The sequence below is a fragment of the Amycolatopsis sp. NPDC004368 genome (genome assembly GCF_053602515.1).
Window position 1 is genome coordinate 19,906 of sequence record NZ_JBSGDT010000004.1, and the last position, 24,076, is coordinate 43,981.

29 protein-coding genes are annotated in these 24,076 nt (G+C 70.2%); 14 read left to right on the forward strand and 15 right to left on the reverse strand.

The genetic code is table 11. The annotated features are described in order from the left end of the window. Positions 1-10 precede the first annotated feature (10 nt). Both ACWEOE_RS08335 and ACWEOE_RS08340 read left to right on the forward strand, forming a co-directional pair. Positions 11-1,402 (forward strand): MFS transporter, encoded by a 1,392-nt coding sequence (locus ACWEOE_RS08335; protein ID WP_452005752.1) that lies wholly within the window; start codon positions 11-13, stop codon positions 1,400-1,402. After that, positions 1,399-2,595: an acyl-CoA dehydrogenase family protein gene (locus ACWEOE_RS08340; protein ID WP_452005755.1), complete on the forward strand. Its 1,197-nt coding sequence runs from the start codon at positions 1,399-1,401 to the stop codon at positions 2,593-2,595. Before ACWEOE_RS08335 ends, ACWEOE_RS08340 begins: the two co-directional genes overlap by 4 nt. Before the next feature lie 682 nt (positions 2,596-3,277). Here ACWEOE_RS08340 and ACWEOE_RS08345 read toward each other — a convergent pair. From ACWEOE_RS08345 to ACWEOE_RS08370, 6 genes are all read right to left on the reverse strand, one after another. Then, positions 3,278-3,862 carry an anti-sigma factor gene (locus tag ACWEOE_RS08345; protein ID WP_452005758.1) on the reverse strand — a complete coding sequence of 195 codons (585 nt, stop codon included), beginning with the start codon at positions 3,860-3,862 and terminating at the stop codon, positions 3,278-3,280. A gap of 74 nt (positions 3,863-3,936) precedes the next feature. Then, entirely contained in the window at positions 3,937-4,473 is a 537-nt protein-coding gene (locus tag ACWEOE_RS08350) for a sigma-70 family RNA polymerase sigma factor (RefSeq protein WP_452005761.1), read from the reverse strand. An 87-nt stretch (positions 4,474-4,560) separates the two neighbouring features. Further along, entirely contained in the window at positions 4,561-4,968 is a 408-nt protein-coding gene (gene tsaA / locus ACWEOE_RS08355; RefSeq protein WP_452005764.1) for a tRNA (N6-threonylcarbamoyladenosine(37)-N6)-methyltransferase TrmO, read from the reverse strand. Between the two features lie 166 nt (positions 4,969-5,134). After that, positions 5,135-5,920, reverse strand: coding sequence for a hypothetical protein (locus ACWEOE_RS08360; RefSeq protein WP_452005767.1), 786 nt, complete (start codon positions 5,918-5,920; stop codon positions 5,135-5,137). Continuing rightward, complete coding sequence (locus tag ACWEOE_RS08365; RefSeq protein WP_452005769.1) at positions 5,913-6,515, reverse strand: DUF5947 family protein; 603 nt, start codon at positions 6,513-6,515, stop codon at positions 5,913-5,915. Before ACWEOE_RS08365 ends, ACWEOE_RS08360 begins: the two co-directional genes overlap by 8 nt. A gap of 771 nt (positions 6,516-7,286) precedes the next feature. Next, positions 7,287-8,339: a tetratricopeptide repeat protein gene (locus ACWEOE_RS08370; RefSeq protein ID WP_452005772.1), complete on the reverse strand. Its 1,053-nt coding sequence runs from the start codon at positions 8,337-8,339 to the stop codon at positions 7,287-7,289. A gap of 172 nt (positions 8,340-8,511) precedes the next feature. Here ACWEOE_RS08370 and ACWEOE_RS08375 point away from each other — a divergent pair, with 172 nt between their 5' ends. The 3 genes from ACWEOE_RS08375 (at position 8,512) to ACWEOE_RS08385 (ending at position 10,878) form a co-directional block, all read left to right on the forward strand. Continuing rightward, positions 8,512-9,177, forward strand: coding sequence for an HNH endonuclease family protein (locus tag ACWEOE_RS08375; RefSeq protein ID WP_452005775.1), 666 nt, complete (start codon positions 8,512-8,514; stop codon positions 9,175-9,177). A 350-nt stretch (positions 9,178-9,527) separates the two neighbouring features. Further along, on the forward strand, positions 9,528-10,178 hold the full coding sequence (locus ACWEOE_RS08380; RefSeq protein WP_452005778.1) for an alpha/beta fold hydrolase: 651 nt from the start codon (positions 9,528-9,530) through the stop codon (positions 10,176-10,178). A gap of 112 nt (positions 10,179-10,290) precedes the next feature. Beyond that, entirely contained in the window at positions 10,291-10,878 is a 588-nt protein-coding gene (locus tag ACWEOE_RS08385; protein ID WP_452005781.1) for a 3D domain-containing protein, read from the forward strand. 48 nt (positions 10,879-10,926) lie between these two features. On the opposite strand, the gene ACWEOE_RS08390 is transcribed toward ACWEOE_RS08385, so the two are convergent. The 4 genes from ACWEOE_RS08390 to ACWEOE_RS08405 form a co-directional block, all read right to left on the reverse strand. After that, a complete protein-coding gene (locus tag ACWEOE_RS08390; protein ID WP_452005783.1) occupies positions 10,927-11,907 on the reverse strand; it encodes an aldo/keto reductase in 981 nt (326 codons plus the stop codon). 135 nt (positions 11,908-12,042) lie between these two features. Beyond that, positions 12,043-12,465 carry an ATP-binding protein gene (locus ACWEOE_RS08395; protein WP_452005786.1) on the reverse strand — a complete coding sequence of 141 codons (423 nt, stop codon included), beginning with the start codon at positions 12,463-12,465 and terminating at the stop codon, positions 12,043-12,045. Positions 12,466-12,531: 66 nt separating this feature from the next. Continuing rightward, positions 12,532-13,305 (reverse strand): SigB/SigF/SigG family RNA polymerase sigma factor, encoded by a 774-nt coding sequence (locus ACWEOE_RS08400; protein WP_452005789.1) that lies wholly within the window; start codon positions 13,303-13,305, stop codon positions 12,532-12,534. Continuing rightward, a complete protein-coding gene (locus ACWEOE_RS08405; RefSeq protein WP_452005791.1) occupies positions 13,302-13,718 on the reverse strand; it encodes an anti-sigma factor in 417 nt (138 codons plus the stop codon). The genes ACWEOE_RS08400 and ACWEOE_RS08405 overlap by 4 nt, the downstream gene beginning before the upstream one ends. A gap of 151 nt (positions 13,719-13,869) precedes the next feature. Between ACWEOE_RS08405 and ACWEOE_RS08410 the strand changes: the two genes are divergently transcribed. The 4 genes from ACWEOE_RS08410 to ACWEOE_RS08425 all read left to right on the forward strand — a co-directional run bounded on the left by ACWEOE_RS08410 (position 13,870) and on the right by ACWEOE_RS08425 (position 16,350). Next, positions 13,870-14,178, forward strand: coding sequence for a WhiB family transcriptional regulator (locus ACWEOE_RS08410; protein ID WP_452005794.1), 309 nt, complete (start codon positions 13,870-13,872; stop codon positions 14,176-14,178). 255 nt (positions 14,179-14,433) lie between these two features. Then, positions 14,434-14,787, forward strand: coding sequence for an STAS domain-containing protein (locus ACWEOE_RS08415; RefSeq protein WP_220245742.1), 354 nt, complete (start codon positions 14,434-14,436; stop codon positions 14,785-14,787). Between the two features lie 59 nt (positions 14,788-14,846). Then, the gene (locus ACWEOE_RS08420) at positions 14,847-15,632 is read left to right on the forward strand and encodes a metal-dependent hydrolase (RefSeq protein WP_452006473.1); all 786 of its coding nucleotides are present in this window, start codon (positions 14,847-14,849) and stop codon (positions 15,630-15,632) included. A 157-nt stretch (positions 15,633-15,789) separates the two neighbouring features. After that, positions 15,790-16,350: a TetR/AcrR family transcriptional regulator gene (locus ACWEOE_RS08425; protein WP_452005798.1), complete on the forward strand. Its 561-nt coding sequence runs from the start codon at positions 15,790-15,792 to the stop codon at positions 16,348-16,350. 464 nt (positions 16,351-16,814) lie between these two features. Here the strand turns inward: ACWEOE_RS08425 and ACWEOE_RS08430 are convergent, their stop codons facing one another. Both ACWEOE_RS08430 and ACWEOE_RS08435 read right to left on the reverse strand, forming a co-directional pair. Continuing rightward, positions 16,815-17,528: an MFS transporter gene (locus ACWEOE_RS08430; protein WP_452005801.1), complete on the reverse strand. Its 714-nt coding sequence runs from the start codon at positions 17,526-17,528 to the stop codon at positions 16,815-16,817. A gap of 370 nt (positions 17,529-17,898) precedes the next feature. After that, the gene (locus ACWEOE_RS08435; RefSeq protein ID WP_452005803.1) at positions 17,899-18,072 is read right to left on the reverse strand and encodes a hypothetical protein; all 174 of its coding nucleotides are present in this window, start codon (positions 18,070-18,072) and stop codon (positions 17,899-17,901) included. A 79-nt stretch (positions 18,073-18,151) separates the two neighbouring features. On the opposite strand from ACWEOE_RS08435, the gene ACWEOE_RS08440 reads away from it, so the two are divergent. Continuing rightward, a complete protein-coding gene (locus ACWEOE_RS08440; protein ID WP_452005805.1) occupies positions 18,152-18,562 on the forward strand; it encodes a hypothetical protein in 411 nt (136 codons plus the stop codon). Here the strand turns inward: ACWEOE_RS08440 and ACWEOE_RS08445 are convergent. Further along, complete coding sequence (locus tag ACWEOE_RS08445; protein ID WP_452005808.1) at positions 18,559-20,187, reverse strand: ABC transporter permease; 1,629 nt, start codon at positions 20,185-20,187, stop codon at positions 18,559-18,561. The two genes, ACWEOE_RS08440 and ACWEOE_RS08445, sit on opposite strands and share 4 nt — an antisense overlap. Then, a complete protein-coding gene (locus ACWEOE_RS08450; RefSeq protein WP_452005811.1) occupies positions 20,184-21,077 on the reverse strand; it encodes an ABC transporter ATP-binding protein in 894 nt (297 codons plus the stop codon). Before ACWEOE_RS08450 ends, ACWEOE_RS08445 begins: the two co-directional genes overlap by 4 nt. 94 nt (positions 21,078-21,171) lie before the next feature. Between ACWEOE_RS08450 and ACWEOE_RS08455 the strand changes: the two genes are divergently transcribed. Next, entirely contained in the window at positions 21,172-21,663 is a 492-nt protein-coding gene (locus ACWEOE_RS08455; RefSeq protein WP_452005814.1) for a GbsR/MarR family transcriptional regulator, read from the forward strand. On the opposite strand, the gene ACWEOE_RS08460 is transcribed toward ACWEOE_RS08455, so the two are convergent. Beyond that, positions 21,660-22,229, reverse strand: a complete 570-nt coding sequence (locus ACWEOE_RS08460; protein ID WP_452005816.1) for a TetR/AcrR family transcriptional regulator — start codon at positions 22,227-22,229, stop codon at positions 21,660-21,662. The two genes, ACWEOE_RS08455 and ACWEOE_RS08460, sit on opposite strands and share 4 nt — an antisense overlap. Positions 22,230-22,320: 91 nt before the next feature. Between ACWEOE_RS08460 and ACWEOE_RS08465 the strand changes: the two genes are divergently transcribed. The 3 genes from ACWEOE_RS08465 to ACWEOE_RS08475 all read left to right on the forward strand — a co-directional run bounded on the left by ACWEOE_RS08465 (position 22,321) and on the right by ACWEOE_RS08475 (position 23,719). Further along, positions 22,321-22,698, forward strand: coding sequence for an NAD(P)-dependent oxidoreductase (locus ACWEOE_RS08465; protein ID WP_452005819.1), 378 nt, complete (start codon positions 22,321-22,323; stop codon positions 22,696-22,698). A gap of 20 nt (positions 22,699-22,718) precedes the next feature. After that, positions 22,719-23,474, forward strand: a complete 756-nt coding sequence (locus ACWEOE_RS08470) for an SGNH/GDSL hydrolase family protein (RefSeq protein WP_452005821.1) — start codon at positions 22,719-22,721, stop codon at positions 23,472-23,474. A 101-nt stretch (positions 23,475-23,575) separates the two neighbouring features. After that, entirely contained in the window at positions 23,576-23,719 is a 144-nt protein-coding gene (locus ACWEOE_RS08475; protein WP_452005823.1) for a hypothetical protein, read from the forward strand. Positions 23,720-24,076: the final 357 nt, after the last annotated feature.

The window sequence follows — 24,076 nt, forward strand, 5'->3', positions numbered from 1 at the left end:
GTAATTCGTGATGTCCGATTCTCGCCGGTCCCCGTCTTCGGTGGGGGCCTATCTCGACCGCGCGAAGGTGGGCCGCCCGCACGTCAAGCAGCTGGCCCTGCTCGGCGGAGGCGGCTTCTTCGACGCGTTCGACATCTACTTGTCGGGCTCCGTGCTGGCCGCCATGCTCGCCACGAAGTTCTCGACGGTGGGCCAGAACGCGCTCCTGCTGTCGGCGACGTCGTTCGGCCTGCTCGTCGGCACACTCGTCGCCGGCTACCTCGGTGACCGCTTCGGCCGGCGCTCCACGTACCTGTATTCGCTCGCGCTCTACAGCGTGGCCACGCTGCTGACCGCGGTCGCGCCCAACCACAGCCTGATCACCGTGCTGCGCGTGGCCACGGGCCTCGGCCTCGGCGCGGTGCTGATCACCGGGTACGGCACGTGGAACGAGTTCGTGCCCAACCGCCGGCGCGCGTCGTGGGCCGGCGTGCTCGCGATGGTCGTCAACCTCGCGCTGCCCGCCTCCGCGATCGCCGGGCTGTTGGTGATCCCGTCGTGGGGCTGGCGGGCCATGTTCGTCGTGTGCGGTGTGCCCGCGGCGCTGATCTGGGTGCTGCAGGTGAAGTTCCTCGACGAGTCGCCACGCTGGCTCGAGTCGCGCGGCCGCCACGAGGAGGCCTACCGGATCGCCCGCAAGTACAACCCGGACATGCCCGAGCACCCGCCGGCCGGCTTCGCACCCCCGGCCCCGGCACTCGTGCGCCCCGACTTCCGCGCCCTCTTCCGCAAGCCGCTCGGCAAGATCACGGCGGCGTGCATCCTGATCGCCGTCTGCAACCAGATCGCGTTCTACACCTTCCAGTCCTGGGTGCCGACGTACCTGGTGGGGCAGGGCCTCTCGGTCGAGAAGAGCCTCGGCATCACCGTGTTCATGCAGCTCGGGGCCATCCCGGGCTGCCTGATCGGCGGCCTCGTCGGCGACCGCCTCGGGCGCAAGTGGATCAATGCCGCGCTGTTCGTGCTCATGGGCCTGGTCGGCATCTGGTACGGCTACTCGCACTCGACCACGCAGCTGATCGTCTCCGGGATCGCCTGGGTGTTCCTCGCCAGCTTCGCCATCTCCGTGCAGATCGCGAGCTACATCCCCGAGCTGTTCCCCACCCCGCTGCGCATCCAGGGCTCGGCCCTGGCCAACGCCTGCGCTCGCGGCTCGATCATCGTCACGCCGTTCCTCGTAAGCTCCACCTTCGAGAGCGCTGGCGTGCAAGGCGTGTTCCTCGGTGTTCTCGGCGTGTGCCTCATCGGTGCCATCTCCGTGGTCCTGTTGGCCCCCGAGACGCGCCGGCGCAGTCTTGAGGACATCGAGGAGTCCACCGTCGGCCGCGTGGCCGAAGCAGAACTGGAAAGGAAGATGTCGTGACCCGTCTCGCCCAGACTGCCGGTTTGACCGACGTGCAGTCGGAGATCCTGGCGACGGTGCGTGCGTTTGTGGACAAGGAGATCATTCCGCACGCGCAGGCGCTGGAGCACGCCGACGAGTACCCGGCGGAGATCGTGGAGGGGATGAAGCAGCTCGGCCTGTTCGGGCTGACCATTCCCGAGGAGTACGGCGGTCTGGGCGAGTCGCTGCTGACCTACGCGCTGGTGGTTGAGGAGATCGCCCGCGGCTGGATGAGTGTGTCAGGTGTGATCAACACGCATTTCATCGTGGCCCACATGCTTGCCCACCACGGCACGGAGGCGCAGAAGCAGTACTACCTGCCGCGGATGGCCACCGGTGAGGTCCGGGGCGCGTTCTCGATGTCGGAACCGGACCTGGGCTCCGACGTCGCCGCGATCAAAACCCGCGCCCGCCGCCACGGCGACGATTACGTGATCGACGGCGCGAAGATGTGGCTGACCAACGGCGGCACCTCCACCCTGATCGCGCTCCTGGCCCGCACCGATGAGGGTGCCGACAAGCCGCATCGGAACCTGACCACGTTCCTGGTGGAGAAACCCGCGGGGTACGGGGAGGTGCTGCCGGGTCTGACGATCCCGCCGAAGCTGCACAAAATGGGCTACAAGGGCGTCGACACGACCGAAGCGGTGTTCGACGGCTTCCGCATCGGCGCCGACCAGGTCCTGGGTGCGGCCCCCGGTGAGGGCTTCCCGTTCATGATGGACGGGGTCGAGGTCGGCCGGGTCAACGTCGCCGCCCGGGCCTGCGGGATCGCGATCCGCGCGTTCGAGCTGGCGATCGCCTACGCCCAGCAGCGGCGCACGTTCGGCACACCGATCGCCGAGCACCAGGCGATCGCGTTCAAGCTGGCGGAGATGGGCACCAAGGTCGAGGCCGCGCACTTGATGATGGTCAACGCCGCCCGCCTGAAGGACTCGGGCATCCGCAACGACGTCGGCGCGGGGATGGCGAAGCTGCTGGCCTCGGAGTTCTGCGCCGAGGTGACCCAGGACGCCTTCCGCATCCACGGCGGCTACGGCTACTCCACGGAGTACGAGATCGAACGCCTGATGCGCGAGGCACCCTTCCTGCTGATCGGCGAGGGCACCAGCGAAATCCAGAAAACCATCATCAGCCGCGGCCTCCTGCGCGAGTACAAAACCCAGTCCTGACCGCCCCTCCGGCCGCCACCTTCCGACGGGACTGCACGCGCCGGTGGCCCGAGCGCCGGACCACCGGCCCGGTCCGAGGTGCTTCCACCACCTTGTGCTGGCAGCACCGACCGCTCTCGTGTGCAACACCCAGCCCACGACACCCGCAATCCGAGGCTCACGAGCCCGCGACGCCCGGCAAGACCGGCTTCACTCGGCCAGACCGGCTTTGCCCGGCCAGACCGGGTGCGCCCAGCACTCCGGCAGCGTCCGGCCAGACCGGCTTTGCCCGGCCAGACCGGGTGCGCCCAGCACTCCGGCAGCGTCCGGCCAGACGGGCAGCGCCGAGCACTCCGGCTTCGCCCCGCCATGGGCGGGGCTTACCGGGGCGCTGTCCGTGGCCGTCGGGCGGTGTCGTCCGCGGTGAACACGGGTTTCGATGAGCCCTGCGGCGCAGGCGTTACCGCCGCAGGGTGGCGCCGTTGCCTGCGATGAGCGTGGTTTCGGCCAGCACTGGGGCGTTGCTCGCGGCGGGGTCATGCCGTTGCCCTCGGCTCTGTGCCTGCGGCCGCCAAGCGGACACCCGGACAAACAGACAACCGGATCACAGCTCACCCAGCAAGGCTGCCGCACCTCGCACGGCCCCCGACACCCTCCTTTCTCCCACTCCAACCGACCCCGACGATCACTCAGCGGTCTCCACCTACACCCCCGTCCGTACGAATTCGTGGCCCGACATGTCCTCCAAGGTCACCGCGGCGATGTCCGACGCGGGCATGCTCGCCGAGCCGTACAGCTCCGCCCCGGCGCCCGAGGGCGTGGTCGAGAACTGCCAGCCGCCCGTGGCCTGGCGGGTGCCGTCCTTGCCGAGGACGACCAGGCGGCAGCGGGTGCCGTCGGGCAGGCCCTGGACGTGGGCTTCCACGCGGACCCAGCCGTGGGCCGCGGTGACTTCGGCGGAGAGGTGGGTGGGGCCGGCCGAGCCCGTGAACAGCAGGGGGTCGGGGTGCGACGGCGCGACGGCCACGTCCGGGTCCGGGGCGGCGGCCGGGAGCAGGGGCGGCGCGCTGGTGCCCGCGTGGCCGACCAGGGCACCGAGCCCGAGTGCGGCGGCCGCCACGGCCACGGCGGCCGTGGCGGCCAGCGTTCTGCCGCGCCGGCGGGTGCCCGAGGCTTCGGCGCGGACCTGTCGCAACGTGCGTTGCAGCAGTAGGTCCGCGTCGTCGGGCGGGCCGTTGAGGAGCAGCTCGGGCGGGATCGCCTCGAGGAACTCCTGCATCTCGCGCACTGAATCCACCTCCTTCCGGCAGTGCTCGCAGGTCGTCACATGGGTTTGGTCAAAAGGGCGGTGATCAAAGCGATTCATGCCGCACCCACTGGCTGCGGGGCGCCGAACGATTCGCGCAGGGCACGCAGCGCGCGGTGCGAGCGCGACTTCACCGTGCCCGCCGGGATGCCCAGGCGTGCCGCCGTTTCCGGGACGGTGTGACCGCGCAGGTACACCTGCTCGAGCACCTCGCGGTACTCGGGCGTCAAGCCGTCGAGCGCCTCGCGCACCACGATCGAGTCGACCACCGCCGACGAGTGGTCACGGGTGATCGCGACCGTCGCCGGCGACTCCGCGACCTCCGCGGGCCGGGCGGCGCGCGCCCGGATCCGGTCGACGACCAGGTTGCGCACCACCGTGAGCAGCCAGGCCCGCGCGGAACCCTTCCCGCTGACGAGACTGTCCGGGTTGCGCCACGCACGGACCAGCGCCTCCTGCACCACGTCCTCCGCCGCCGCGCGGTCGTTGAGCAGCCGCGTGGCGTAGGCGAGCATCGCCTTGCCGTGTTCGGCGAACAACGTCCTCACGAGTGCCTCGTCGGCCACCTGCGCGCGGGCTCGCATCCCGGTCATCTGTCACCACCCTCTCGTCCGATACTTCGAAAACGGACGCCGACCTGCGGGTGGTTCACCGATCGCGAAGATTTCTCGTCCGAGGAGTCACCCGTCGTCTGGAGAACGCGCGGGTTTCACGTCGACCACGGGCGTGCCGTCGATCGCTTCCAGGTGCGACACGAACACCCGCAACCCGTCGATCTCCACGATCTCCACGCGGTGCAGCCCGATCGGGTTCGGCCGCGCCGGCGAGCGCGTGCTGAACACGCCCGCCATCGCGCGCGCCGGATCGCTGCGCGGCCGCACGGACAGCACCGACCGGTCGGCCAGGTGCAGCCACGTGAACACCAGCACGTGCTGTCCTGGCCGCAGGTCGCGCAGGCCCTCGGCCATCGAAGGCTCGAACACGAGCCACGCGGCGGGGGCACCTTCGTCGGGTTGTTTGGGCGCCCCGTCGAGGTCCTTCAACGAAGACTCGACGTGGGCGATCGGGCTGAGCTGGAAGGGGGTCATGCCTGCAGAAGCTACCGCCGTCGTCCGACAGGAACCGGCCGTGAACCGCGAAAACGCCATAGTTGTCCATATCCACCGAATGGCTGTGGACAACTACGGCGCCAGAGGACCAGACTACTGCCGGGGGTCACCGCGGGAGGGCCGGGAAATGTCCACTGTGGAATAGTCAGTGGTGCTCCATCTCGCGGGAATCCGTGTCGTCGAACAGCGCTCCGGGCGCGATCGACGGGTCGTCGTGCAGGATGATGGGGGACGCCAGCACCACCCCGCTTCGCGACGACCCGCCGATCAGCACCGGCCACTCGTGCTCGTTCACGCACGCCTCGACAGCCGGCTTCGCCCACGCGGGCGGGTCGATCATCGACAGGAAGTGGCCGGGGTCCACCGCGAGGATCACGTGTGCGGCCAGCAACGCCGCACGGTCGTTGTTCGATGGGCTCGTGTTGCGCAGGTCCACCCGCAGGCGGGTGCCGCCGAAGGGGCCGTCGAGCGCGTCGAGGCGGGCCGTGAGCACGCCCGTCAGCGCGGCGCAGCGGCGGATGAGCGTGCAATGCTCGCCGACGCAGAGGCGCGTTTCGGCCGGGGGAACGGAAAACGGGTGCCGCACCGGCGACGCGAGCAGCTCGGCAACGGGGGAGACGAACGTCAGCTCGTGCTCCACGGCTTCGTCCCGCGTCGAGTAGTGCTTGTTGCCGACGGTTGCGGTGTCGACGAAGCCGTAGCCGTCGTGGACGAGGCGTTCCTGCGGTTGGAGGAAGCGCAGGATGAGGCTCACGGAGGCGTGCGCGGCCGCTTCGAGCAGGCATTCGATGCGTGACGCGGCGCCCGGCACCAGCGCTTCCGGCACGCGGTGCTTTCTCGCCGACGCGCGGTACGGGTGGCGGAGGTACCCCTCGTACAGCACGGCGTCGGCGATGGCGCGTGCCTGGTCGAGCACGTGCGGGTCACCCATCGGCGGCCTCCGCGCGGTCGCGGAGCTCGGTGAAGAAGCGGTCGATGGCTTCGTGGGCTTCGGGGCCGCCGTCCGGGCCGCACCACTGCAGGCGGATGAGGGCGACGAGCTCGTAACACACGTCGATCGGCACGAGGAAGGCTTCGAAACCGGTGTCGCGCTTGTTGATCAGTATCGCTTCGACATCGGGGGCGACGTCCGGCTGGGTGTCGAGCAGCTCGGCCCAGGTTTCCTTGGGCAGCAACGATTCCTTCGTGCCCGTGGGAATCGGGTGGCACACGGCCGCGTGGTTCTGCGGCGAGTTGTAGAACGCGAAGGCCATACGCCCGGGGATTCCGGCCGCTTCCCAGAGCGCGGCGCCGGCGGGGAAGGGCTCGGTGTGGAGGTACCGCCTCGGCACCGCGCGATGCCGCCGGCTCGCGGTGGTGCGGGTGAAGAGCAGGTAACAGGCGTGACAGGTGCACATGATGGTGCGGGACTCGAGGTCGATCACGTGCCCGTGGCCGAGTCCGACGCGTTCGCTGCAGACGTCGCAGCGCTCACCGGGCGCCGGTCGCTCGACCGGCGTGAGGAATCCGCGCAGGCTCCGCGTCATGCCCGCTCCGCGGCTCGGGTGTCCACAGTGGAATTTCTTCCGCCCAGCCCACCACCCGCTGCGACGCGGCGCTCGCCGGGCGCCGCCACCGCACCGGGAGAAGTCCTCGGAGAGCCGACCATGGCGGCACTTCCCTGCGCTCGGTGGTGGGAGCAGTCGCCCTCACATTAGGTCTGTGAGGTGGATCACACAATAGGTTGCGGGGGTGGTGAAAGTTCACCCGAGTGGTGGCTGAGGTTGGTCTGCGTGGCGGATGGCTGGGCGGGCCCGGTTCCAGGGTGGGTTTCGCGCGATTGCCCACAGGTGGCCCTGAGTTGGCTGGCAGATCGGAAACGAACTCCGCTGGGCCCGCACCACGTACACCGAAGACCAACCCCGCACCGGCGCCGCACTCCGGATCAAGTCCTCTTCCCGTGGGGGCGCGCCTGGTTTGCCGCGAGGCGGGGTGGGATTTCGTGCGGTTGTCCACAGGCGGAATGAGTTGTGGACAACTGCGGGGGTTTGGCGACGTTTTCGCGGAATTGTCGGTGGGGGCCGATAGAATGGAGCAGGGACGCCCCCGGGAGGGTGGGGGTCTGTCTTCCCCCGGATGGCTGGGCAGTGCTTTGTTTGCGCGCTCGGTACATCCGGCGCCGGCCACTCCAGCGCGGTCATCCCACCGCCGTGATTCGACCGCCGTCACTCCACAGCAGACCGTCACTCCACAGCAGACCGACTCGACCCGGCACGACACGGAACCACACCACCAGGGTCACCAAACGCAGGCCGCGCTCAAGTCCGGTCATGTTCCCCCTGAGAATCCTCCGCCCGCGAAAGCCACGTGTCCGCCTCCTCCGCCGCCCCCCGCGCCTGCAGCATCCGCGCCAAGCTCAACATCCCCTGCACATCCCCGGTTTCCGCCGCCGCGCGGAAGAAGCGTTCCGCCTTCGCCAGTTCGTCGCGGGCTTCCGCCAGGTGGCCCAGGTTCGTCAGGGCCGGGATGCTGCCGTGCTCGGCCGCCTTGCGGTACCAGGCGGCGGCTTCGCCCTCGTCGCCGCGGTTGCGGGCCAGGACGCCCAGGTTGGTCATCGCGGCGGGGTCGCCGGATTCGGCGGCGTCGAGGTACCAGGCTTCGGCCTCGTCGACGTCGCCGCGGCGGTGCAGGAGCAGGCCCAGGCGGACAGCGGCCTCCACGTTGCCGGAGGTGGCGCCCTGGCGGTACCAGGATTCGGCGTCGGCGAGCTTGCCGAAGCGTTCGGACTGGCGGCCGAGCAGGCAGGTCGCCGAGAGGTCGCCGCCGGTCAGGGCCTCGTGCCACCAGCGCGTGGCTTCGCGATAGCGGCCGCGTTCGCGCATCACGATGCCGATGTCGATCATGGCCGACGTGTTGCCCGCGCTGGCCGCGCGGCGGCACCAGTCCTCGGCTTCGTCGTAGCGGCCGCGTTCGGCGAGCAGGTGGCCGAGCGCGCTCACGGCCTCGACGTCGCCGGTCACGGCGGCTTCGTGGAACCAGTACTCGGCGTCGTCGACGCTGCCGCGCCGTTCGTACGCGCGGCCCAGGCCCAGCATCCCGCGCGGCTCACCGGCGTGGGCGGCCTCCTGGTACCAGCGTTCGGCCTCGTCGAGCACGCCGCGTTCGGCCAGGAGGTTGGCCAGCGCCGTCATCGCGATGCGGTCGCCGCCGGCCGCCGCGCGGCGGAACCACGTCTCGGCCTCGGCCAGTTCTCCGCGCTCGCGCAGTGACGCGCCGATGCGGGTCATCGCCACGACGTTGCCGCCTTCCGCGGCCTTGCGTTGCAGGTAGTCGTCGACGCGCGAGTTCCACTTCCGCAGCCGCCCGGTCAATCGGCCACGCTCCCTTCCGCCTTCCCCTTACCGAGTAGTCGCTCGACGCGCCGCGGACGTGACACGTGGTCCCGGACACGGTTCGCGCGCTGCTGAGAGTGTCGGCACGGTCACGGGCCCCGCGCCGGGGCATACTGCCGCCTCCCGAACCCGTCGAGAGGATCGCGCGCGCATGGCCCGGACGTCCCCCACCCAGCGGATCCTGCTGGTCGTCGTGGTTCTCGTGGCCGCCGTCGCCGGGATCTGGTACGCCGGGCACCAAAGCGGTGCCGAGACCACGAACGCCCAGCCGACCGGCGCCGCTCCCGCCGACGTGACGCAACAGCTGGCGGAGCTGAAAATCGCGCCCCGAACGTCGATGTCCGGGTATTCCCGTGACAAATTCCCGCACTGGGACAACCAGGGGCACAACTGCAACACGCGCGAGCTCGTGCTCAAACGCGACGGCAAGGACGTCAAGGCCGGCTCCGACTGCAACCCGACTGCCGGCACCTGGTTCAGCGTGTACGACGCCGAAACCTGGACCAAACCCGGCGACGTCGACATCGACCACATGGTCCCCCTCGGCCAGGCCTGGGCCAGCGGCGCGCGCGAATGGACGACGGAGAAGCGCGAGCAGTTCGCCAACGACCTCACCCGACCCCAGCTGTTCGCCGTGACGGACAACCTCAACCAGCAGAAGGGCGACAAGGCCCCGGACCAGTGGAAGCCGCCGCTCGTGTCGTTCTGGTGCACCTACGCGACGGACTGGGTCACGGTGAAGCACTACTACGGCCTGACGATCACCGACGGCGAGAAGACGGCCCTGCAGGAAATGTTGAAGCGCTGCCCGGCCTGAGGTCCGGGAGTACCGTCCCGGGTGATCGAACCGGGACATGGGGACGCGTTCGATGGGCTGGTTCTCGCGGCGCAAGGAGCCACCGCAGATCACTTTCGCCACTCGTGAGCAGAAGGAAGCGGCCAACTCCCGGCTGCGCGAAGCCGGCGTCGACCCACTTCATCGCCGAGATCACCTGTGGCCGTTGCGGCGCGGACTGGCTCGACGGTGTCCGCTACCAGAACGAGACGGCCGCCCGGTGCCCGCGTGCGGTGTGCTCAACTTGGTCGAAAGCGAAGGCATCGTCGTCGCTCGCCCCTCGGGAACCTGAGCCGACCGAGACTGTCGGTGTCCGCCGCTACGCTCCCGGCATGGCGATGTTCCTCTTGCTCCACGGCGGTGGCGGCAGCGGCTGGGAGTGGCACCTGGTCGCCGAGCAGTTGCGTGCGCGAGGCCACGAAGCGGTCGCGCCGGATCTGCCCATCGAAGATCCGCAGGCGAAGTTCGCGGATTTCGCCGACACCGCGGTGAAAGCCGTCCGTGGCGCGTCCGACGTCGTGGTCGTGGGGCATTCATACGGGGGCTTCACGGCGCCGATCGCGGCCCGGCGGCTCGGCGCGCGGCTGCTCGTGTTCGTCGCGGGCATGGTGCCCGCGCCCGGGGAGGCGCCGGGTGACTGGTGGGGCAACGTCGGGTACGAGAACCCCGGCGAGGGGCTGTCCACTGCCCAGCAGTACTTCGCCGACGTGCCGCCGGAGCTCGCCGAGGAGCTGGTGCGCCGCGGCCGTGAGCAGGCGAGCGCCGAGTACCACGAGCCGTGGCCCGAACCGGCGCTGCCGGCCGTGCCCACGCGGGCCCTGCTCTGCCGCGGCGACAAGTTCTTCGCACCCGAGCTGCAGCGGCGCGTCGCGCGCGAGCGGCTCGGGTGCGAAGCCGACGAGATCGACGGATCACACTGCGTCGCGTTGAGCCGTCCGGCTGAGCTGGCCGAGCGGCTCGACCGGTATTTCGCCACGCTCTGACACCGGGTAGCCGCCGGATGGTCCAGACCTATTGACGGCCTGGTTCACCGCTCCCGAACGTCGGTGTCCCGTGCACGGGTTCCTCCACCCCCGGTCCCCCCGGAGGTCCCGAATGAAGGTGAAAGCACTCGCCACCGCCGTGCTCGCGCTCGGCGCACTCGTCACCGGCGGCCTCGGCAGCGACGGCAAGGTCACCTTCACGTTCTCCCGTGTGGCGGGCGCCAAGGCGTACCGCGCGTTCCGCAACGGCCAGGCCCTGCAGTGGATCAGCGACTGGGGCCAGCCGACGCTGCAGGTCACCGACGCGAGCCCCTGCCAGAACGCCAACTACCAGCTCTACGCCATGACCGCCGAGGACAACTCACCCGGCTCGCTCGGCCAGATCTCCTCGGCCTACCGCGTGGACTCGGCGGGCAAGCTCGCGCCGTACGCCCTCGCCAAGGGCACCACGCTCAACTACCGCGTCACCGCCTACAACGACGTCGCCCAGACCGCCCTCGGCTACCAGGCCGGCCCGGGCTTCTGCGCCGTCGACGCGCGCAACATCCCTTGGGGCACCAGGATTTCCGTCCCGGGTTACGGCCACTGCTACGCCGCCGACATCGGCAGCTGGATCTCCGGCGACATCGTCGACGTCTGGCTGCCCGGCAACCAGGCCAACGACTGGGGCGTGCAGCGGCTGACACTCACGGTCGAATGAAAAAGGGGCGGCCTCGAAATCCACCGAGGACGCCCCTTTTTCAACGGCTCACCACTTGTCGTGCACCAGCGGCCGGATCAGCTCGTCGTACGTCGCCCGCACACCGGCCGCTGCTTCCTCCGGCAGCGGCGCCAGCCCGGCCGCGACGGTGTTGCCCCGCGCCTGCTCCGCGTTGCGCGCGCCCGGGATCACCACGGAAACGCCGAGCTGGTCGAGGATCCACCGCAGTGCGAACTGCGCCACCGTCTGCCCCTCGGGCACGAGCCCGCGAAGCCGCTCGACGGCCTCGAGCCCGACCTCGAACGGCACACCCGAGAACGTCTCGCCGACGTCGAACGCTTCGCCGTGGCGGTTGAAGTTGCGGTGGTCGTCGGTGCCGAAGGTCGTCGAAGCCGTGTAGCGGCCCGACAGCAGGCCCGACGCCAGGGGCACGCGCGCGATGATCCCGGCGCCCGTCTCGATGGCCTTCGGCAGCACGCGCTCGAGCGGCTTGAGGCGCAGGCAGTTGAGGATGATCTGCACGGACGCGACGTTCGGCCGCTCCAGCGCGGTCAGCGCCTCGTCGCAGGTCTCCACGCTCACGCCGTAGGCCTTGACGCGGCCCTCGTCGACCATTCGGTCGAGGGCGTCGTACACGGCATCGGACGAGTACACGGGCGTCGGCGGGCAGTGCAGCTGCACGAGGTCGAGCGTGTCCATGCCGAGGTTCCGGCGGGACCGGTCGTTCCAGTCGCGGAAGTTCTTCTCGACGTAGTTCTCCGGCACCTGCTCGGCGCGGCGGCCCATCTTCGTGGCCACGAACACCCCGTCACCGCGTTCGCGCCGGAAGCGGCCGACCAGGGTTTCGCTGCGGCCGTCGCCGTAGACGTCGGCGGTGTCGAAGAACGTGACGCCCTCGTCGGCCGCCGCGTGCAGCACGCCCATGGCCTCGGCCTCGTCGACGGTGCCCCAGTCGGCGCCGAGCTGCCAGCACCCGAGGCCCACGGCGGACACTTCACGCCCCAGCCGGGTGATCTTGCGAGTCTCCATGCCGGCGATCCTAAGCGGACGTACGTGAGCGGAGAGTGGCCCCGCCGCTCACTCGATCAGGTCCGAAATCTGTCGGGTGATCCCGGTCATACCGTGCACGATCGGTCTGCGCGAACGGTTGAATCGGGCACTGCCTCACTCAGCGGAGCCGACCGCGAACGCGGCCCACACGTACTTCCCGCCCGCGCACGGCTCGTAGCCCCACTCCAGGGAAAGCACGTGAACCAGCTGAAGCCCCCGGCTGCGCGCCGCCTCCGGCGACGGTTCCTTGAGCCGCGGCACCTCGTGGCCGGCGTCGAAGACGCACACCACCAGCCGTCCCTCAGACAGCCGCAGCTCCAGCCGATCCGGCCGCTCACCGTGTTCGAACGCGTTGGTCACCAGCTCGGACGTCGCCAGCAGCACGTCGTCCCGCCACTGATCGCCCACGGCCAGCTCATCGAGCGCGGCGCGGACAGCGTGGCGGGCGATCGCGGGCGCGGTGACGTCGTCCGGAAGCGCCAGGCGCACGGTGGCGGGTGTCGTGGTGCCTCGCGTCGGCATCTTCGACGTCGTCATGGCGTTCCACCTCCCGACCTGTCCGTTACTCGCACCGGCTTACTACCCAAGCGGAGTGACCCCGAATCAGGTGCCCTCGGTGATGTCGGTCTCGACCAGTCCCGTGCGCAATTTTTTCAACGTGGAGGCCAACAGCCGCGACACCTGCATCTGCGAAACACCCACGCGGCGGGCGATGTCCGACTGGCTCATGCCGGACCCGAACCGCAGCGCGACGATCTTGCGTTCCCGCTCGGGCAGGCTGTCCAGCATCGGCCGCAGCGCCTCACGCAGCTCCGCCTGGCTGAGGTTCGCGTCGGGCGCGCCGAAGCGCGTGTGCGCGGAGTTCTCGAGCAGGTTGTCCAGCGACGCGCCGTAGCGGCCCTGGCCGGCGCGCAGACCCTCGTAGACGTCCTCGATCGGCACGCCGAGGTGCTGCGCGATCTCGCTCGGGCGCGGCGCGCGCGAGAGGCGCACGGTGAGCTCTTCGCGGGCGGCGGAGATCGACGCGTTCAGCTCCTTGAGCCGCCGCGGCACCCGCACCGACCAGCTGTTGTCGCGGAAGTGGTGACGAAGTTCCCCCGAAATGGTGGGAACGGCGAACGCCAGGAAGTCGGTGCCCTGCGACGGGTCGTACCGGTCCACGGCGTGGATCAGGCCCACCGTCGCGATCTGCACCAGGTCGTCCATCGCCTCGTCGCGGTTGCGGAACTTCCGCGCGAGGTTGCGGGCGAGCTCGAGGTGCTCGCGCACCAGCCGGTCCCGGATGGCCTCGTGCTGCGGGGAACCGGGGGAGAGCTGGGCCAGCTCGTCGAACAGCGACGCCACATCGGTCTCGTCGCCCTCGGCGGGGGTGGTCACGGGCGGGCCACCTCACTCTCCCGGACGAGCTGCACCCGGGAGAGGTAACGACCGTCGGCCGGCGTCACGGTGCGTCGCGCCGAAGTGGCCAATGCGGTGAGCAGCTGCCAGGACAGACCGGTGTCGTCGGCGTGCTCCGGGGTGTCGGCGATCACCGACACGGTGACCTCGATGCGGCCCTCGATCCAGGAGAACACGCAGGTCAGCTTGCCGTCGGCCGCGGAGGGAAGCAGCATCGAGCACGCCTCGTCCACCGCCATCCGCAGGTCTTCCACCGCGTCGAGGTCGAAGTCCTGGCGCATCGCGATGTCCGCGACGATCGTGCGCAGCGTGGGCACCACGTGCGGAATGGCCGCCGTCCGCACCTCGATGAGCTGGGCGTCCTCCCGATCGAGCGGGGCGTTGTCCTCCACGTGCGGTCCTCTCTCCGGCTCACTCGGCCGTGTCCTGTACTGCCCGGTCTGCTCATGCCCGGGGTGTGAGCAAACCAAACCCGGGTTTGATTCGCGCGACCGGCGGGCATGTAGCGGTCGAAGAGCAGATCCCGGGAAAGGTGGGGACGAGATGGCTGACGTGAGCCGGCTGCCCAGTGTGGTCGCCGAGGAGTGGGAGTGGCAGCTGCGCGGTTCCTGCCGTGGTGCGGACAGCAGCCTGTTCTTCCACACCGACAACGAGCGTGGGTCCGCACGCGAGCGTCGGGAGTCGCGCGCCAAGGCGATCTGCCAGACCTGCCCCGTGCTGGCCCAGTGCCGCAAGCACGCAATGACCGTACAGGAGCCGTACGGCATCTGGGGTGGCCTCGGCGAGATCGAACGCCGTGAGCTGTTCATGCGCGAGCGCCGCGCCGCCAAACGCGACGCGCTGTCCGCCTGACCCAGCCCTGAACTCCGCCCCGCGTGCCTCGTCGGCACGCGGGTCGCTGTGCGCGCAGCCGTTCGCCGGTATGCGGGTGCCGCCGTCCGGCTCTTGCCCGCCAGTACCGTTTTCCGGGACAGTGGCGGCCCACGCGGCGACGGTCACCCACTGGGTTAGGGTTGGCCTTTCCAGACGCCTGGAACCGTGAACGGTAGCCGCTTGAGACACAGGCGCGTACCGGCGCAGCAGCAGCGCCTGACGAGGAGAAACTGCATGCCCGCAGCCGACCAGAACGCCACCCCGCCGGGGTTCGGCATCACGCTGGACACCGAGGCCGCCGAGCCACGGGTGGTGGTCAACGGTGAGCTCGACCTGCTCACCAGCCCGCAGCTGCAGGAGGCTCTTGCCGGGTTGATCGCGGACAAGAGCTCGCAGCGTGTGGTGGCCGACCTGACCGGAGTGACCTTCTTCGACTCCTCGGCGTTGAACGTGGTCCTGCACGCCCAGCGACAGGCCCGTGAGCAGGACGTCGAGCTCGCGGTGGTCCCCAGCTCGGCCGTGAGCCGCGTCATCGAGCTCACGGGAGTGGCCGAACACCTGAGCGTGTCGGAGGAACCGCCCGCCTGATCCCCGATACGGTCGCGCGGACCCGAAATTTGCTCGCGACCTGGGGGAGATCCACGATGATGGGGCGCACCCACGCCTCGACCGGTTGGTGCGCTGGGCTCGCCCTCGCGCCCGCGGTCGGCGCCGGCTCCGTGCACCAGGCCGTGGTTTTCGCGGCCACCACGGCCGGTTACGCGTTGCTCCCCGATCTCGACCACCCCGGCGCGAGCGCGTCCCGGCTGCTCGGCTGGCTGACGGGGGCGCTGTCGTGGTTGCTGCGCCGCGTTTCTTCGGCCGTGTACGCCCTGACGAAGGGTCCGCGCGACGAGAAGGTGACGGGCAAGCACCGGCACCTCTCCCACACCGTCTTGTTCGCGGCCGGCCTGGGCGCGCTCGCTTCGTGGGGCGCTTCCTCCGGCGGTCCGTGGGCCGTGTTCGGCGTGATGCTCTTCGGCTTGCTGCTCGCGGAAGGCGCGCTGGGTGACTGGCTGTTGCCGGTCATCATCGGCGCCATCCTGTGGTGGTACCTCACCGCGCCGCCCGATCACGCCGCGCAGCTGCAGGAAATCTCGGGCTGGCTCGGGATCGCCGTGGCGGTCGGCTGTTTCGTCCATTGCCTGGGCGACTCGCTGACGGAGTCGGGCTGCCCGTTCCTCTTCCCGCTGCCCATCGCGGGCGAGACGTGGTACGAGATCCGGCCACCGAAGGTTTTCCGGCTGCGCACCGGGAAAAAGGTGGAGAAGCGGCTGGTGTTCCCCGCGTTCGTCGTGGTGGGCGTGCTGCTGGTGCCCGGGGTGTGGAACTGGACGACGTCCACGGCCGAGCGCCTGTTCACCCCGCCGACGTCGCAGACCGCGACGCGGTGAACTCGGCGGGGTCAGGCGCAGCGCTGCGAGATTTCTGACACGGTTCGGCGCACCTGGGCTTCTCCGAGGAAGAATGAGGTTGAATCGGAACGATGCACCCGGTTCCGCCGGTACGGAGTGGCCGCTGGCGTTGTCGACGACATGGAGGAGGACGCCCGTGGACAAGCCAGCGCTGCGCGCCGACGCGCGCCGCAACCGCGCCCGGGTGCTGGCGGCCGCCGAGCAAGCCTTCGCGGCCGACGGCCTGGCCGTCCCCCTCGACGACATCGCCCGCCTCGCGGGCGTCGGCGCGGGCACGGTGTATCGGCATTTCCCCAGCAAGGAGGCGCTTTTCCAGGCCGTGGTGCTGGAGCGGCTGGAACAGTTCGCGGCCGAGGCGCGCGGTCTGGTGGACGCAGAGGACGCGGGCACCGCGTTTTACGACTACTTCGCTCGCGTGATCAAGCAGGCTTCGCTGAACCGCGCGATCTGCGAGGCGCTGGGAGCGACGACGGGGTCGGCTTACAAGGCTGAGGTCGGTACGGAGTTTCGGGCCAACTTGGGTGCGCTGCTGTCTCGGGCTCAGGCTGCGGGTGCGGTGCGCGGGGATATCGATGGTGATGACTTGCGGGCGTTGATCGTGGGGGCGTTGGCGGTGGAGCGGTATTCGCCGGGGAGTCATCACTTGGTGCACGTGTTGCTGGATGGATTGCGGACGGTCACCCCGGCAGGTCCCTGAGCTTCCGCGATCTGTGCTGGTCGGTGTCCTCGTCGTGGGGCGCTCGCGGTTGTCACGACTTGGTGCCGCGGCGGCACACGGCCATCGCGGTGGGTTCTTGAGCTTCCGTGGTCTGCTCGCCCGTGTATCGGAGCCGGTGCGGCACTCTGCAGCGCTCGGTTCGAGTGCGGTCCTCTGCTTGAGGCGCACGGGTTCCTGCGCGGCATTTGTTGTTGTGGAGGATCTTTTGGCGAACTGACATGGTTGTCCACAGCTTCGCCGACTTGTGGACAACTCTGCGCCGGGAGCGCCTTTCCGCCCGTCCTGTCGGTGCGGGCCGGTAGAATGGGATGGGGACGCCCCCCTTGGGAGGCGGGGGTTTTGCCTGGTTGGCGCCGCGTGCTGGGGATTTCCGGAATCTTGCGGTGACGACTTGGATTGGTTGCGGACGCCTGGTCTTGGCGGGCTTGTGGTGCGCTGTTGGATCAGTGGCGTGGCGGCGTTCGAGATCGGTGAGCAGAGTGGCGCTGGTCGCCGACATGAGCGAGTTCGGGCTCGCGTTGTGCTGGATCCGTCCCCGGCACCAACACGGTCCGTTTGTGGCCGATGTTCGTCGAGCGCGGCAAGGGTTCGATGCGGCGCAGCCACAGCGCCGACCACAGGTACGACGCGGCGTCGGCGACCATGGCGCCCGCGTAACCGAGGTACTGGATCACCACGCCCGCCACGCTCGGCCCCACGACCGCGGCCACGGATGCGTTGGTCTGCAGCCGCGCGTTGGCCTCCGGGAGGTCGGCGCGCGCGACGAGGTGGGGCACGTACGTCTGGTGCGCGACGTCGAACAGCACGCCGAGCACGCCGGCCAGCAGGACGACCGTGAACAGCTGCCAGATCGTCAGCACCCCGGCGACCGCGGCGACCGGGATCGAGCCGATGAGCACCACGCGGCCGAGGTCGGCGGCCACGAGCACCGGCCGTTGGCGGACGCGGTCGCACCACGCGCCGACCTGAAGGCCGAGCGTCAGGTACGGCAGGGTGGCGAGGGCTTTGAGCAGCGACACCTCGACCACCGAGGCCGACAACACGGTCGTGGCCAGCAGCGGGATCGCCAGGAGGTCGATGCGGCTGCCGACCTGGCTCAGCGCGTCGGCGAGCCACAGCCGTCGGAAGTCCTTGGTTCGCAGCAAGCCCCCGAGCACGGGAGTCACCCTGGCAGAGCTGCCTGTAGTGAGTCAATAAAGTTGAGTGAACTAGACTCAACCGGAGAAAATTCATCCCGTGTGAAAGTTGAGTTTAACAGGCTCAACTTGCACCGTCTGTAACGGCGCATAAGATCAACGCGACTACTCCTCGTACCTGCGCGTCGGCTGGCGAGGGAGGTGCCGGTTTGACGAAAACCGCTCCGACCTGGGGTTCTGTCGTCGTGACCGGGCTGGCGGGCTTCGCTGTCGGTCTCCTGGTTGCGGCACTCCTCGTGGCCGGGAACTCACCCGCGCGCCCGACGGGTACGTCCGTGCCGAGTTCGCCGCCGCCCGCGCAGCCGGTGACCGTCACCGTCACGGGGCCGCCTCAGCCGGCTGTCACGGTCACGCAGTCGGAGCTGCCCCCGCCGCCCAGTACGACGACGGCGACGGTGTCCGTCACGCGCGTTCCGCCCGTGCCCCCGCCTGCGTCGGGGTCGGGGTCGGGCTCGCCGACGTCGCTCCGGCCGACATCGGTCGTGGTGCCGAACAACGCGTCCACGCAGTGGTGATGCAACCTCCACGGCGTGCCCTTACGTCCGGGTGACGTGCGAAGACACCTGGGCGCCGCTGTCCTCCTGTTGGGTCTGGCCGGCTGCGGCGCGCCACCCGTCATGTGCCCCGCGATCGCCGCACCGCCCGGCCTGACCTTCGACGTGCCCGGTGGCCAGTTCACCCGAGCCGCTGTCAAAGCCTGCTGGTCAGGACACTGCACCGAGCGCAGCCTAGACCTGCATCCGTCCACCGTGTCGGTGAACACCACCTGCACCGCAAACGCTTGCGGCGCCGAAGCCGCCCCAACCGGCGGACGGTCCGGGTTCGCCGAGATCCCCGGACTGCCCGCCGCGCCGGTCGACGTCACGGTCACCTTCGACGACGGCCCGCCACGGCATCTGACCGTCCACCCGGGACCGATCCCGACCGGCCGGCCCTGCGGTGACCCGGGGCCGCAGGCCCTGATCACCGTCGCGCCCGACGGAACGCTGCGCTAACCCACGTCACGGCGTCGCCACCCGCCGAGGCCCGCCAGTAGGCACACCACGGCGATCGCGAGCAGCCACCCGATCGGCGTGGCCGTGAACGCCGCGCCCGGGAGCTTCGGCGGGTGCTGGAAGGGCGAGATGTCCAGCACGATCTGCGGCGCGTTCACGACCGGCCCGAACAGGCTGATCAACAGCCCCAGCGCGCCGGCGCCCCAGGCCAGCCCGGTGAAGCGAGGCAGGAGCCCGAACAGCAGCGTGCAGACCGAAACGATCACCCACGTCGCCGGGACCTGCACCAGGACCGCCGTGAGCAGGTCGCCGACGGAACCGCCGAGGTCGCCCGAGCGCAGGCCGTGCGAGAGGCCCAGGAACACGCCGCCGACGAGCACCAGCAGGGCCGTGCCGGCGTATGCGAACACCAGGTGGCTCGCCGCCAGCCGCAGCCGGCCGACGCGCGTGGCGAGCAGCGGTTCGAAGCGCACGCCGGTCTCCTCGCTGCGCATCCGCAGCGTCGCCTGCACGCCGTACAGCGCGCTGAGCATGGCGAACAGGGTCACCATCGTGGCGAGGAACGCGTCGACGATCGCGTCGGAGCCGCCGAGGCGCTCGAAGATCTGGCGGGTCTGCTCGGTGTCGCCGACGAGACCGGAGATGCCGTTCGCGATCGAGCCGAACAACGCGCCGCCGACGGCGAAGCCGATCACCCAGCCCACCAGCGGGCCGCGTTGCAACCGCCACGCCAGCGCGAACGGCGTGCGCAGCGACGCCTTGGCCTCCGGCGGCCCGGGACGCGGCGGCACCAGGCCGGTGCCGACGTCGCGGCGCGGCAGCAGCGCATAGCCGACGGCGCCCAGCACGAGTGTCGCGGCGACGGGCAGCACCAGCACCCACCAGCGTTCGCCGGCGAACGGCCGAAGCTGCTGCGACCAGCCGATGGGCGAGAGCCACGAAAGCCAGTGGGCGTCCGACGTGGAGTCCCCCGCGCCGCGCAGCAGGAAGGCGACGCCGATCACCGCGGTGCCGATGCCGTTGGCCGTGCGCGAGTACTCGGCGAGCTGCACGGCCACCGCAACCACGCTGGTGAACACCAGACCGGCCAGTGCCGTGCCCGCGCCGAACGCCACCGCGCCGTCGGCGGGCAGCTTCGCGCTGATCATCGTGCCGATCTGGACCAGGCCGATCAGCACACTCGCCGCGCCGGACACCGCGACGGCCGCGGTCAGGGCCGAGTACCGACCGACCACAGTGGACGCCAGCAGCTCGGCGCGGCCGGAGTCCTCCTCCGCGCGCGTGTGGCGCGTGACCGTGAACACGGCCATGAGCCCGATCAGCAGCGCGAGGAAACCGCCCATGCGCCACGCGATGAAGCCGCCCGCCGTCGTGAGGTCGAAGGCCGGGCCGTAGAGCAGCGAGAACGACGGGTTCGCCGCGGCGCCCGCGGTGAGCGCCGCCCGGCTGGCGGCGTCGGGGTAGAACTGGTCGTAGCTCGACACCGTGGCGGCCGGGACGATGCTGAGCAGCACGATCCAGATCGGCAGGATCACGCGGTCGCGCCGCAGCGCCAGCCGCGTGAGGTGCCAGGTGCCGACGAGCGCCGTGTTCGTGGCCGGCGCCCGCGTGAGGGTGGCGGTCACTTCCGGGCCCCTTCGGTGTAGTGGCGCAGGAAGAGCTCTTCGAGCGTCGGCGGCCGGCTCACCAGGCTGCGCACGCCGACCTGGGTCAGCCGGCGCAGCGCGTCGTCGAGCGAGCGCGTCTCCACGTCGAACTTCACGCGGTTGCCGGTCACCTCGAGGTCGTGGACGTCGGCGAGGTGGGCCAGGCCGTTGGGCGGACCGGCGAGCTCCGCGGTGATCGACGTGCGCGTGAGGTGGCGCAGCTCGGCCAGCGTGCCCGACTCGACCGTGCGGCCGTTCCGGATGATGCTCACCTTGTCGCACAAGGCTTCCACCTCCGCGAGGATGTGGCTGGAGAGCAGCACGGTGCGCCCCTGCGCACGCTCCTCCTGGATGCACTCCTGGAACACCGATTCCATGAGCGGGTCGAGACCCGAGGTCGGCTCGTCGAGGATCAACAAGTCCACAGTGGACGCAAGCGCGGCCACGATGGCGACCTTCTGCCGGTTTCCCTTCGAGTACGTGCGGCCCTTCTTGGCAGGGTCGAGGTCGAAGCGCTCGATGAGGTTCTTGCGCCGGGCCTGGTCGAGCCCGCCGCGCAGCCGGCCGAGCAGGTCGATCACCTCGCCGCCCGAGAGGTTGGGCCAGAGGTTGACGTCGCCGGGCACGTAGGCGAGGCGGTGGTGCAGGCTCGCGGCGTCACGCCACGGGTCGCCGTCGAGCAGGCGGACCTCGCCCGCGTCGGCGTGCAGCAGCCCGAGCAGGACGCGGACGGTGGTGGACTTCCCGGCGCCGTTCGGGCCGAGGAAACCGTGCACTTCCCCCACGGGAACCTGGAGATCGAGGCCGTCGAGGGCCTTGGTCCGGCCGAACGACTTGTGGAGGCCGGCGATCGAGATGGCGTTTCCCATGTTTCGGAAGCTACACTCGTTTCACGAAGTTGTGAAGTTAAGAAAATGTCTGGATCTAGTGATCACGGCCGGGGGCGTGCGAGAGGATGAGTGGATGCCTGAGACTCAGCGGGACGAGGACGCCGTCCGCCGGTACGTCGAGAGTCTGGGCCTCGTGCTGTCGCAAATCGGTATGCAGCGCATGGCCGCGCGCGTGTTCGCGGCCCTGATGACGACCGACGAAGGACAGCTGACGGCCGCCGAACTGGCGACCCAGCTCTCGGTGAGCCCCGCGGCCGTTTCCGGTGCCGTGCGGTACCTGGAGCAGGTCGGGCTCGTCACGAAGGTCCGCGAGCCGGGTGAGCGGCGTGACCACTACCGGCTCTACGACGACCTCTGGTACGCCACCTTCCTCAAGCGCGACCGGTTTCTGATCATGTGGCGCGACGCGGCCGAGGAAGGTATCGACGCGCTGGGCGCGGACACGCCGGCCGGCAAGCGGCTCGCGGAGATGCAGGACTTCCTGTCGTTCGTGCTGAAGGAGGTCACGAACCTCTACGACCGCTGGCACGAGGAGCGGTCGAAGCAGCGGGCGGCGGAGGGCTAGAACCCGGCGATCAAGGTCTTCGCCAGGCGGGCTGCGATGGCGTCGCCGCTGTCGGTCTCTTCGAACGAGTCGAGGAAGGCCTGCTGGAAGCACGCGCCGAGCAGCAGGCGGGCGACGGCGTCGAGGTCGGTGCCCGCCGGGATGCGGCCGAGGGCGGACTCCGCCCGCAGGTACGTCTCGACGAGCGCGATGGGCTGGTCCGGGCCGTGCTCGGAGTCGAGTGCGTCGCGGTGCGTGCGCAGCAGGTCGCGTGAGGAGAAGATCGAGACGGAGATCGGGAAGCTCGCGCGGTAGAACTCCAGTGCGGTACGGGCGAGTTCGGTCAGGTTCTGCTCGAGGCCGGCGTCCGCGGCGTGGTGCGCGAGGCGGGTCGCCGTGGCGCCCAGTGCCGGCAGTTCCTCGCTCAGCACGGCGAGAAACAGTGCTGTCTTGTCGCGGAAGTGCTTGTACAGCAAGGCTTCGGAATACCCCGCGGCCTGCGCGATGGCCTTCGTGGTCGCGTGCGCGTAGCCCTGCTCCCGCATGACCTTGGCGGCTGCGGTGACGAGGTCGTGACGGCTTCCCAACGGTGCTCCCTGAGGACGTTCTCAGCGGGGTGAGTGTTCACTCACCCTACCTGGTGAGCAAACACTCACCCCCTGAGTCGGAGGAGTTGCCATGAAGATCACCGTGCTCGGCGCGAGCGGCCGGACCGGGACGCTGGCGGTGCGGGAGGCGCTGGCGAGGGGCTGGCACGTGACGGCCGTGGTCCGGTCGCCTTCGCGGTTGCACGTTGCGAGCCATCCGCGGCTGGACGTCGCGGTTTGCTCGTTGGACGACCCCACGCTCGCGTCCGCGTTGCTGGGGCGCGACGCGATCGTGCTGGCGCTCGGCGCGCCCGACCGGCGACCGACCACGGTGAACGCGGACGGTGCCCGCGCGGTGCTCGCCGCGGTGGGCGGCACGGGCACGCGGTTCGTGGCCGTGAGCGCGGCGGGCCTGGAACTCGCCCCACCTGTGGACAACTCGGCTCACGGTATCCAAGACCGTCGGTGATCTTGTTTAAGGTCGGTGACATGGCTCTCCTCCGGTTGTTCCTGTTCGCCGCGTTGGCGCCGGTCCTCGCGGTGCAAGCGCTGCGCGTCCGCCGCGGCACGCCCCGGCTGCCGGGCGCCGGCGGCCCGACCTCGGACGTCGTGGGCGCCGGTCCCGAGGTGCGGCTCGCCGTGCTCGGGGAGTCCACCGTGGACGGTGTCGGGGTGGGCGCCCACTCCGACGGGCTCACCGGACAGCTCGCGGCCGTGCTGGCGCGTGGGGGACTACGCGTGCGTTGGCAGGCGGTGGGTCTCACGGGGGCCAACGCCGCGGTGGTCCGGCGATCGCTGGTCGAACGGCTGGAGCCGGCGGACGTCGTGGTGGTCGTGCTGGGGGTGAACGACACCCTCGAGCTGCACTCGGCCGCGCGGTTCCGGCGCGACCTGCTGGGGGTGGTCGTCGATGTGCGCCGACGGTTGGGTCCGGTGCCGGTGGTCCTGGCGGGGGTGCCGCCGATGGCCGCGTTCCCGTCGTTGCCGCGGCCGCTGCGCGATGTGCTGGCGGCTCGCTCGACGGCACTGGACCGGGCGGCGGCCGAGCTCGCGCGGGTGCCCGGGGTGGCGTACTCGGCGATGACACCGGATCTGTTGCACGAGGGCACGTTCGCCGAGGACCGGTTCCACCCCGGGCCTCTCGGCTACCGCGACTGGGCGGCCGCGCTGGCGCCCGTGGTGGCGTCCGCTCTCCCGGAGGTCACGCTCGGTCGGCATCCGAGGGAGCCGCCCCAGCCCATCTGACCAGCGGAGACGAAAAGTTCCGGGAAACTTTTGCGCTGCGTGTATCTGGGCGCACCCCCGTTGCGTCCTATGGGGCAAGCCGAGGGAAAAGGGAGACCCCGATGCCTGCCGAATCCGAAGAAGAGCCCACCCCGACCACCATCCCGCCGGTCACCACCGGCAACCCGCCCCACGGCGGTGGCGGCGGCACGACGCAGCCCGACGGAGCCTTCGACCCGTACGACGAGAAGGACGGCGCGAAGTAGCGAGACCGGGCGGCGGCCGGGAGCCGAGGGGGCTGCCGGACGCCGTCTGCCGGGCGGGTTCAGGGGAGGAGCCGCCCGGCCGGGCCCGATGGGGAGCGGGCCTGGAGAAGAGGGAGGGGAGTGCCGGTCGGTGCGGGTGCACGCTCGCGCCGGCCGGTGCACAGCACGGGCCGGCGCACGGGGGGAGCAGGCTCGCCAGGCCGGGTCACCACGACCCGGCTGGTACGGCCGGATCGTCCGGTCGGGCGGGACGGCGACACCGACCCGGCCGGCCGCCGAGCCGGGTGACCACAGGCGTGGACAACGGACAGGTCCGCTACGACGCCGAACACCGCCGAACACCGACGAACACGAAGA